The sequence below is a fragment of the Caulobacter sp. P1_B12_2 genome (assembly GCF_056406675.1).
The window spans coordinates 1-9177 of sequence record NZ_JBFTZS010000200.1; the positions used below are offsets into that span (position 1 = coordinate 1).

The window sequence follows — 9177 nt, forward strand, 5'->3', positions numbered from 1 at the left end:
CCGCTGGACCGGGCTGTACAGAAAGCCGTCGGGACCGGTCGCGCGCTCGACCAGGCCCTTGCCCTCCAGACGCGAGAGCAGGGTGCGGACGGCGGAGTCGCTGAGCGGGTCGGACAGGGCGCCCCGGACCCCGGCGGCCGTTCCGGCCTCCAGGCGGCAGAGGGTCTCGAAGACCTCGCGTTCGCGTCGGGGGAGGGCTTCGATCACGGCGATCTCGCGGTTGAGGGGTGGCGCTACAAATGTAGCGTTACATGTGTAGTGGAGCGGATGAAGTGAATTCGCCGTAACCTGGGTCCCGCCCCGTCGAAGGCCCCCGCGCCGCCCAAACTTCGCCCCGGCATGGTCAAGATCGAGCGCGATACAATCGCCATGACCCTGCGCGCCCGCCTGCTGCCTCTCGCCGTCGTTCTCGGCCTCGCCTGTGTCGGCGTGGCGGAGGCTTCGGTCGCGCCGCGGCTGATCGAGACCCCCGCCCAGGCCCCGGGCGAGGCGCTGGCCGTGCTCTATTCGGGCGACGGCGGCTGGGGCGCGCTGGATCGCGGCGTGGCCAAGGTGCTGGCCGCTGGCGGCGTGCCGGTGCTGGGCGTCAACTCGCTGCGCTATTTCATCACCAAGCGCTCGCCCCAGGCCCTGGCGGACGACCTCGCCGACCAACTACGCCGCCACCAGACCCAATGGGGCCGCCAGAAGATCGTGCTGATCGGCTATTCGTTCGGGGCCGACGCCTTGCCGGCCATCGTGCCGCTGCTGCCGGCCGCCCTGCGGGGCCAGATCAAGAGCGTGGTGCTGATCGGCGCGGGCCCCAACGGCGACCTGGCCTTCCACCCCGCCAGCTGGCTGAACCGCCCGTCGGCCGACTCCTTCGCGGTGGCCCCCGCGGTCGAGGCCCTGAAGGGCTTCCCGGTGACCTGCATCTATGGCGACAAGGAGCGGCTGGACATCTGCCCCAGCCTGTCGGCGGCGGGCGTCGACAAGGTCAGGCTGGCCGGAGGCCACCACTTCGACGGCGACTACGAAGGCCTGGGCAAGGCCGTGCTGAAGGCCGCCGCGCTCTGAGCCGAAGGGGCGCCCGTGCCCGCGCACATTGGCGTGAGCGCATCGTGACTCGGCTTCACCACCGGTCGGGGGATCGAAACCCCGCCAACGCGCGTTTCTAGGGCCTGTACACATCGGAGAGGGCCTTCTCGCCATGACCGCGTTCGGGTCAGTCGTTCGGCATGCGCCGAATGATCTGCCGCCACCCCCAGTCGCCTTGCCGTCTCACGCGGCGTTGTTTCTCGATCTTGACGGAACCCTGGCCCCGATCATGCCCCGACCTGAACAGGTCGGGCCCCGTGAAGTCGGTCGCCGCCGTCCACGGCCTGGTGCGTCGCGGCGCGCACGGCGTCGATCGCGCCAAGCCGCATCCCGACCTCGACCACGCTCGCGACGTGCTGCGCGACCTGGCGCGATGCGACAAGGGCCTGCTGTTCGAGGACAAGGGCCTCAGCGTCGCCTTGCACTACCGCAACGCCCCTTCGGCCGCCGACGCGGTGATCGAGGCGGCCGAGCGGTTGGCGCAATCATCGGATCTCGTGCTGCAACTGGGCGACATGGTCGCCGAGCTGCGCACGCCGGGCCAGGACAAGGGCAAGTCGGTCTCGGCCTTCCTGCGCGAAGCCCCGTTCGACGGCGCGACCCCGGTGTTCGTCGGCGACGACCTGACCGACGAAGACGGCTTCGCCGCCGCCGCCCGCCTGGGCGGGTACGGCGTGCTGGTCGGCGCCGAACGCCCCACCCAGGCGGCCTACCGCCTGGACGACTGCGACGCCGTGCTCGCCTGGCTGAGCGCGTCTATCGGGAGGACCGCCGCGTGAGCCGTCTGATCGTCGTTTCCAATCGCGTCAACCCGCCCACCGGCAAGGGCGACGAGAGCGTCGGCGGCCTGGCCATGGCCCTGGCCGCGGCCTTGCGCGAATATTCCGGCATCTGGTTCGGCTGGAGCGGCAAGACCACCGACAAGTTCACCGGCCAGCTGAACATGCAGAAGGCCGACGGGGTGACGGTCGCGACCGTCGACCTCGAGGAGAACGACTACCAGGAATATTACAACGGCTACGCCAACAAGAMCCTGTGGCCGCTGTTCCACTACCGCGTCGACCTGACCGCCTACGACCGCTCGTTCGGCGAGGGCTATGACCGGGTCAACAAGCGGTTCGCCGAGACCCTGCTGCCGCTGATCGAGCCCGACGACGTGATCTGGGTGCACGACTACCACCTGATCCCGATGGCGCGGGAGCTGCGGCGGCTGGGCGTGACCAACCGGATCGGCTTCTTCCTGCACATTCCCTGGCCGGCCCATCAGCTGGTCGTGACCCTGCCGCGCCACCGGCCGCTGGTCGAGGCGATGTTCCACTACGACCTGATCGGCTTCCAGACCGAGGAGAGCGTCCAGGCCTTCGAGGGCTACGTCTTCAACGAGGTCGGCGGCGAGCGGACCGAGGACGGGCGGCTGACTGCCTTCGGCCACACCACCCAGGCCRGGGCCTTCCCGATCGGCATCGACGCCGAGGACTTCGCCCGCATCAAGGACAGTCCTCGCGCCCTGCGGGTCTATGACCGGCTGATGGCCCACGGCGTGTTCCGCAAGATGGTCGTGGGCGTCGATCGCCTCGACTATTCCAAGGGACTGGAGGAGCGGCTGATCGGCTTCGAGAAGTTCCTGCACGACAATCCCGCGGCGCGCCGCGAGGTCATGCTGCTGCAGATCGCCCCGCTGTCGCGCGACGAGGTCGAGGCCTATCAGGACCTGCGCTCACGGTTGGACGGCTTGATCGGCCATATCAACGGCGCCTATGCCGACATGGACTACAACCCGATCCGCTACCTCAATCGCAGCTATCGCCGCGACGAGCTGGCGGGCGTCTATCGCGCCTCGAGGGCCGCGCTGGTCACACCGCTGCGCGACGGCATGAATCTGGTGGCCAAGGAATATGTCGCCTCGCAGGCGCCGGAGGATCCGGGCGTGCTGATCCTGTCGCGCTTCGCAGGCGCGGCGCGGCAGCTGAAGGACGCGCTGATCATTAATCCAAACAGCCCCGAAGAGATCTCCGACGCCCTGACCCGGGCGCTGAACATGGATCTGGACGAGCGCAAGCGGCGGTTCGAAAGCCTGATCGACAACGTCACCCGCCAGGACGTCACCGCCTGGCGCGACGACTTCGTGGCCCAGCTGCGCGAGCCGGCGCCGGCCCAGATCAAGCCGGACGGCGCCAAGATCGCGCTCACCGCGCCGCCGGCCTTGACCGTGCGGGCCGGAGGCAGGAGCTAGACATGATCTCTTCCGCTCATCCCGGCGAAGGCCGGGACCCAGAAGGAATAGCGAGGTGGCTGACGCCAAAAGCGCCGAGCTCTTCCAGTCATCCACCCAGATCTAGGATCTGGGTCCCGGCATTCGCCGGGATGAGCGGGTTTTAAAGGAACGGACAGATGGTTTCTCGTCCCACCTGGCAAGGCCACCTGCGCCTGTCGCTCGTCACCTGTCCGGTGGCGATGTACACGGCCGTCAGCCCCGGCGGCGAGGTGCGCTTCAACCTGCTGCACCCCAAGACCCACAACCGCATCAAGATGATCGCCACCGATCCGGACCTGGGCCCGGTCGACCGCGCCGACCTGGTCAAGGGCTACGAGTACGAGAAGGATCACTATGTGATCCTGACGCCGGAGGAGATCGAGAGCGTCCGGCTGGAAAGCACCCGCACGATCGACATCGAGCGCTTCGTCGACGCCGACTCAATCGACCGGCTCTACTGGGACAATCCCTATTTCCTGGTGCCGGACGGCAAGCTGGCGGTCGATGCCTACACGGTGATCCGCGACGCCATGGCCGGGGCCGGCAAGATCGCCTTGGGCCGGGTGGTGATGCACACGCGCGAGCGGCTGCTGGCCATCGAGCCGCGCGACAACGGCCTGGTCGCCTACACCCTGCGCAGCCACGACGAGGTGCGCGACGCGGCCGAACTGTTCGACGACATTCCCGACCGCAAGGCCGACCCCCAGATGGTGGCCATCGCCCAGAAGATCATCGAGCAGCAGGAAGGTCCGTTCGATCCCAGCCAGTTCAAGGATCGCTACGAGGACGCGCTGCGGGCCCTGATCAAGCAGAAGGAAAAGGGCGGCAAGGCCAAGGTGACGGTCGAGGAGCCGGAGAACACCAACGTCGTCGACCTGATGGAGGCCCTGCGCAAGAGCCTGGGCCAGAAGCCGGGCGCGGCGGCCGCCAAGACGCCGGCCAAGAAGGCGACGGCCAAGAAGCCGGCGGCGCGCAAGAAGGCGTCGTAGAAGCGGCCCGTTCTAGGCCTTCGTGCACGCCAGGGTGTCGCCCAGGACGAGGGGCGCGCCCGCCCGCGAGATCATCCAGTCCACGGTCATCGTCGCCGGTCCGGTGCGGACGTAGACGAACTGCTCGCCCGGCTCGCCGGCGCCCTGGCGGCTCCACGTCCAGCGATCGCCTTCCCAGCCCGGCGAGGCGTACCAGCGCAGGCCGCTGAAGCCGTCGGCGATGGTGGCGCGGAAGCCGCCGGCGACCCGCGCGAAGCTCCAGGTCTCGGCCGCCTTGTAGGTTCCCGGCGCCGCGTCACGATGTCGCTTGAGCAAGGCTCCGGTGTCGGGGTCGCGGCTGAACGCCATCGCCGAGGCCAGGGGTTTCTTCGACGGCTCGAACTGGCCGGCGCAGGTCCAGGCGCCTTCGAAATAGACCAGCGGATCGGGGGCGGCGGCTTCGGGCGAGGCGGCGGCCAGCAGGCTGGCGATCAACAGGCTTGTCGGCATGGAACCTCGCGACGTGTCGGTGAGCAGCAAAGCATCATCGGCCCTGCGCGTCACGCCGGCGTTCGCTGGGCGTTTGACTTTTCGGCCCATCCCCGGCGAATGGGCGCGATCGCCCGGGAACCTCCGATGAAAGCTGTGAACGTCGTGTTGCTCGTCCTGCTCTTGGCCGGATGCGCGACGCGTGGCGGCCCGGACGCGGCGGTCCTCGACGGGGGCGCACTGGAGTGCCACGGCGAGAAGTCCGCTCGCCCGACGGTGATCCTGGAGGCCGGAGCGTTCGGCGGTGCGGCGGACTGGTCGCTGGTGGCGGGGGGGCTGGCCCGCGGGCAACGCGTCTGCGCCTACGACCGCGACGGCATCGGCCTGGCGCGGATCCACGACCTGGACCGCTCGCCCGTGGCCATCGCGACCCGGCTGGAAGCGTTGATCGCCCGGCAGGAGGGCGACGCGCCGGTGATCCTGGCGGGGCATTCCAACGGCGGGCTCTATGTCGAGGCTTTTGCCCGCATCTGGCCCGAACGGACGGCGGGGCTGGTTCTGGTCGACGCGGTCGTGACCGAAGTGAAGGGCCATCCGTTGGCCCTGGCCGACCTGGAGCACGAGGCGCGCCTGTCGGCCTACACGCCATTCGCCCGCGCCGTCGGCCTGACCCATTTGATCCCGCTGATGGACGACATCTCGCCGGCGGCCGAGGCGGCGGCCCGGCGCCGGTCGGCCTGGACGGGGCGGACCAGCATCCAGGCCGGACTGGAGGAGGTTCGGGCCTTTCTTCCGGGTCTCGCCGCCGTCGACGCCTTGCCGCCGTTGCGGCCGACCATCCCCGTGGCGGTGATCGTCGCCAGCCGCACGCCGGACGCGCCCCTGGACCGCGACTGGCGCGCCGCCGAGATCGCCCCGGCTGGGCGCGCTTGCCGGGCGGTGGTGATCGACGCCTTCGCCAGCCACACCTCGATCCTCGACGCCCAGCGCGACTACGTGGTCGATGCGGTGGGCTGGCTGAACGGCGCGCAGCCTTGGGCGGGGGTTACAAGGTGCTGAAAACCCCCTCCTGATCCGCCCGTCCCGGCGAATGCCGGGACCCAGAGGCAGCCTGAGCGTCCAGGCTCTATCCGAGAAACTCCGCCCCACGATCTGGGTCCCGGCATTCGCCGGGATGAGTGGTTTTATTGGACCGCAGCCACCGCCTGACCGGCGCGTCGTAGAACCGGAACGCGATCCAGGCCACGACCGGCGCGACCACCATCGCCAGGGCGGGAAACCACAGCGGCAGCAGCGATTTCCAGCCGTCCGGATAGAGCCGCAGCATCACCGCCCAGGTCGCCCAGTGCATCGCATAGAGCGGGTAGGAGAGGTCGCCCAGCGTCCGGCACAGCGCGCCGACCGCGCCCTTCGGATCGTGAGCGCCGACCAGCACCAGCGCCGGGAACAGCACCGTGATGCAGACGAAGTCGTAGACGCCGTTCCAAGGCAGGTTTGGCCAGGGCAGGATCGGCATGACCAGCGCCGCCAGCAGGAGGGCGGCCGGCAGCAGAAGGCGCGGCCGACGCGCCAGCGCCCGGTAGCGCCAGCAGGCCCAACCCAGGCTGAAGCTGAAGGTGGCCCGGGCCAGGCCCAGCCAGAAGGTTCTCTGGTCCCAGCCGGTCTCGATCCCGTTCAGGTTCGCGGCCACCCAGACCATCACCGCGCCGCTGAGCAGCAGTATGGTCATCAGGCCCGGGGCCGGGACCCGCCGCAGCGGGAACCACAGGGCGCTGACGATCACCTCCAGGCATAGCGACCAGGCCGGCGGGTTGAACGCGAAAAGGGTGGGGAAGGTCCACTCGGCCGGATGGCCCAGGCGCGGAACCAGCAGCAGGCCGCGCGCCAGGTTGGGGACGAGCGGCGGGCTGTGGCGCGAGGTCAGCACCGCGCCGATCAGGGTCGACAGCACCAGCAGCGGCCAGATCCGCACGACGCGGATCCGCAAATAGGCCGGCCAGTCGATCTCGCGCCGCTCGAACGCATGGGCCAGGACGAAGCCGCTGAGGCAGAAGAAGAAATCCACCCCCAGATAGCCGTGGGCGAACAGGTCCGACCGCCCCGACCAGCCGGCGACGTGGTACAGCAGCACGCCCAGCGCCGCCACGGCCCGCAGGCCGTCCAGGGCGGCGAGGCGTTGTGTCCTGTGTTCCGTCACCCGCCGTTTTTTGAGGATCGCGGCGGGTTTCGCAAGAGGGCTAGCCGACCAGGGACGCGACGAGCTGGGCGTGGAGGTGCTGGCGATAGGCCTGGTCGCTCCACCCGCGCCGAGTCACCAGGTCGTCCCAGACGGCGACCGAGGTCATGGTCCACAGCCAGTCGGCGGCGAGCGCGGTATCCAGGCCCGGGCGCAGCCGTCCCTCGGCCGCCAGGCGCGCGACGACGGCGCGGCTGCCTTCCAGGCGGTGGTCCTGCCGGTCGCGCCAGGCGCTCTCGGCGGCTGGATCCTGGCGGCGGAGCACCTCGAACGCGTGGACGATCGGCTTGTAGCCGGGGTTCAGGCGGGCCTGCAGGTCGAGGATCATCGCCAGCGCCTCCAGCGCCGTCGGCGCCTCGCGGATCGCGGCCAGCTCCTGGACCAGGCCCCGCTTGCCGTCGACATAGCGCAGCAGGGCCACGAACAGGTCGGCCTTGTCGGCGAAGGTCAGGTACAGCGCCTGGCGCGACAGTCCGGCTTCCTTGGCGATGGCCGCCATGGCGATCGGGCCGGGCGCGCGCTGGATCAGGGCGAGCGTGGCCTCCAGGATGCGGGCGCGGGTGGTCTGGGGTGGGCTTGACAGGGTGTAAAGTCCGGTCTTTAACGGGCGTCAGTTGACACAGTGTCAAGCGGGTCGAGCGCGACCGCAAGCCCTTTCGAAACGGAGACCTGCCATGATCGTCCATACGTTCCGAGGACCCGGCCGGATCTTCGGCTTCACGGCCCAGGCCGACGGCGCAAACCTGCCCGCGGCCTACGCGCCCTGGACCGCCTTCAAGACCATCGAGCTCCACCCGGACGAGCCGCACGCCGGCGTCGATCCGAACGCCTGCCTGGCCGACATCGAGGCGCACGGCTTCCACCTGACCGACGCCCATGTGCGGATCGCGCCGGAGAGCGTGGGGGGGTAGAGGGCAAAAAGACTGTCATCCCGGACAAGCGCGCAGCGCGCCGATCCGGGACCGACGCCTGAGCGCCGCGCTTCCGGCGGTCCCGGATCTTCGCTTCGCTACGTCCGGGATGACAGCAGTTTTGATGGGTCTTACCCCCACGCCGCCATCAGCATCATGACGATCCCTACCTCGGTCGCGTCGCTCAGGCCGTGGGCGATCATCGGCGCCAGCAGGCTGCGCGATCGCTCCATCAGCCAGACATAGGTCAGGCCCCAGGCGAAGGCGTAGATCTGCTGGGCGAGCGCCAGATGCAGCGGGTTGTGCAGGAAGCTGTCGTAGTGGGCCAGGCCGAACAGCAGGGCCACGACATAGGCCGCCACCGGCAGGTCCACCCGGCCGATCCGCAGCCGGCCGGGGACCAGCACCGCCAGCATGCCGACCAGCAGGCCGCGGAAGATGATCTCCTCGTTGGGCCCCGCCGCCAGCATCACGCCCAGCCAGCCGGCCACCTGGACCGGCGACGACATGTCGTAGCCGCCGTCCGGCGCGGTGTGGGCCAGGAGCTGGGGCCAGTAGTCGGCGACCAGCATGACCAGGCCCATGGCGACGCCGATCGCGACGGCCAGGCCGGCGTAGGTCTTGCCCGGCGGCCAGCGCAGGTGATTGTCGGCCTGGGGCAGCGCCTTGCGCATCACGGCCAGGGCGAGGAGGCCCGTCAGGATCTGGAACAGGGTGGCCAGGGCCACGAAGATCCAGACCTGGTGCTGGAAGAGCGCGATGTTGTGCTTGAACAGCCAGCGGGCGGCCTCGCGGCCGGGAACCAGCAGGGTCTGCATCAGCACCGCGGCCAGCACGATCGGCCAGAGGGTGGACCAGAGGCTGAACCGGAAGCCGGTAACTTCGAGGAACGGACGGCGGGGTGAGGCGGCGGCGAGATCGGTCATGCCGACCTGGATGCCAGCCTCAGGCGGCCCGGGTCTTGAAGCTATGTTGCAGCTGGATCTGGCGCATTTGCCGACGCCAGACGCCGGGCGAGCGGCCGGTCAGATCCTTCACGTCGCGGCTCATATGGGCCTGGTCGGCGAAGCCGGCCTCGGCGGCGATCTCGGCCAGGCCGGCGCGGCCCTCGACGATCGACCGCCAGGCGCGCCGGGCTCGGGCCTCTACCCGGAAGCGGGCCGGCCCCACGCCATAGGCGTCGCGGAACCAGCGGAAGGCGGTCTCGCGGCTGATCCCCTGGTCGAGGGCCCAGGCCTCGAC

Annotated in this window: 11 protein-coding genes and 1 pseudogene; 6 read left to right on the forward strand and 6 right to left on the reverse strand. The window is 69.6% G+C overall.

Features of this window, described 5'->3' with window-relative positions:
- On the reverse strand, positions 1 to 207 hold a 207-nt coding region (locus AC1DZ6_RS13695; protein WP_477097715.1), incomplete at its 3' end, for a BlaI/MecI/CopY family transcriptional regulator.
- 162 nt (positions 208 to 369) lie between these two features.
- Between AC1DZ6_RS13695 and AC1DZ6_RS13700 the strand changes: the two genes are divergently transcribed.
- The 4 genes and pseudogenes from AC1DZ6_RS13700 (at position 370) to ku (ending at position 4320) form a co-directional block, all read left to right on the forward strand.
- Positions 370 to 1056, forward strand: coding sequence for an AcvB/VirJ family lysyl-phosphatidylglycerol hydrolase (locus AC1DZ6_RS13700; RefSeq protein WP_477097716.1), 687 nt, complete (start codon positions 370 to 372; stop codon positions 1054 to 1056).
- A 133-nt stretch (positions 1057 to 1189) separates the two neighbouring features.
- Positions 1190 to 1856 (forward strand): annotated as a pseudogene (gene otsB / locus AC1DZ6_RS13705) (trehalose-phosphatase).
- Positions 1853 to 3310 carry an alpha,alpha-trehalose-phosphate synthase (UDP-forming) gene (locus AC1DZ6_RS13710; RefSeq protein ID WP_477097717.1) on the forward strand — a complete coding sequence of 486 codons (1458 nt, stop codon included), beginning with the start codon at positions 1853 to 1855 and terminating at the stop codon, positions 3308 to 3310. Before otsB ends, AC1DZ6_RS13710 begins: the two are co-directional and overlap by 4 nt.
- Positions 3311 to 3468: 158 nt before the next feature.
- The gene (ku, locus tag AC1DZ6_RS13715; RefSeq protein WP_477097718.1) at positions 3469 to 4320 is read left to right on the forward strand and encodes a non-homologous end joining protein Ku; all 852 of its coding nucleotides are present in this window, start codon (positions 3469 to 3471) and stop codon (positions 4318 to 4320) included.
- 12 nt (positions 4321 to 4332) lie between these two features.
- Here the strand turns inward: ku and AC1DZ6_RS13720 are convergent, their stop codons facing one another.
- On the reverse strand, positions 4333 to 4809 hold the full coding sequence (locus tag AC1DZ6_RS13720; protein WP_477097719.1) for a hypothetical protein: 477 nt from the start codon (positions 4807 to 4809) through the stop codon (positions 4333 to 4335).
- Positions 4810 to 4935: 126 nt separating this feature from the next.
- Between AC1DZ6_RS13720 and AC1DZ6_RS13725 the strand changes: the two genes are divergently transcribed.
- Positions 4936 to 5847, forward strand: coding sequence for an alpha/beta fold hydrolase (locus AC1DZ6_RS13725; RefSeq protein ID WP_477097720.1), 912 nt, complete (start codon positions 4936 to 4938; stop codon positions 5845 to 5847).
- Positions 5848 to 5914: 67 nt separating this feature from the next.
- Here AC1DZ6_RS13725 and AC1DZ6_RS13730 read toward each other — a convergent pair whose 3' ends face one another.
- Positions 5915 to 6985: an acyltransferase family protein gene (locus AC1DZ6_RS13730; protein ID WP_477097721.1), complete on the reverse strand. Its 1071-nt coding sequence runs from the start codon at positions 6983 to 6985 to the stop codon at positions 5915 to 5917.
- A gap of 40 nt (positions 6986 to 7025) precedes the next feature.
- Positions 7026 to 7607: a TetR/AcrR family transcriptional regulator gene (locus tag AC1DZ6_RS13735; protein ID WP_477097725.1), complete on the reverse strand. Its 582-nt coding sequence runs from the start codon at positions 7605 to 7607 to the stop codon at positions 7026 to 7028.
- 91 nt (positions 7608 to 7698) lie between these two features.
- On the opposite strand from AC1DZ6_RS13735, the gene AC1DZ6_RS13740 reads away from it, so the two are divergent.
- On the forward strand, positions 7699 to 7935 hold the full coding sequence (locus AC1DZ6_RS13740; protein ID WP_477097722.1) for a hypothetical protein: 237 nt from the start codon (positions 7699 to 7701) through the stop codon (positions 7933 to 7935).
- Positions 7936 to 8066: 131 nt separating this feature from the next.
- On the opposite strand, the gene AC1DZ6_RS13745 is transcribed toward AC1DZ6_RS13740, so the two are convergent.
- Positions 8067 to 8861, reverse strand: a complete 795-nt coding sequence (locus AC1DZ6_RS13745) for a lysostaphin resistance A-like protein (protein ID WP_477097723.1) — start codon at positions 8859 to 8861, stop codon at positions 8067 to 8069.
- A 19-nt stretch (positions 8862 to 8880) separates the two neighbouring features.
- A partial coding sequence (locus tag AC1DZ6_RS13750) for a helix-turn-helix domain-containing protein (RefSeq protein WP_477097724.1) occupies positions 8881 to 9177 on the reverse strand: 297 nt, incomplete at its 5' end.

Bases quoted from the DNA above. Each gene is read 5' to 3' on its own strand.
- AC1DZ6_RS13700 (WP_477097716.1), top strand. From the start codon at position 370: ATGACCCTGCGCGCCCGCCTGCTGCCTCTCGCCGTCGTTCTCGGCCTC.
- AC1DZ6_RS13740 (WP_477097722.1), top strand. From the start codon at position 7,699: ATGATCGTCCATACGTTCCGAGGACCCGGCCGGATCTTCGGCTTCACG.
- AC1DZ6_RS13725 (WP_477097720.1), top strand. From the start codon at position 4,936: ATGAAAGCTGTGAACGTCGTGTTGCTCGTCCTGCTCTTGGCCGGATGC.
- ku (WP_477097718.1), top strand. From the start codon at position 3,469: ATGGTTTCTCGTCCCACCTGGCAAGGCCACCTGCGCCTGTCGCTCGTC.
- AC1DZ6_RS13745 (WP_477097723.1), bottom strand. From the start codon at position 8,861: ATGACCGATCTCGCCGCCGCCTCACCCCGCCGTCCGTTCCTCGAAGTT.
- AC1DZ6_RS13720 (WP_477097719.1), bottom strand. From the start codon at position 4,809: ATGCCGACAAGCCTGTTGATCGCCAGCCTGCTGGCCGCCGCCTCGCCC.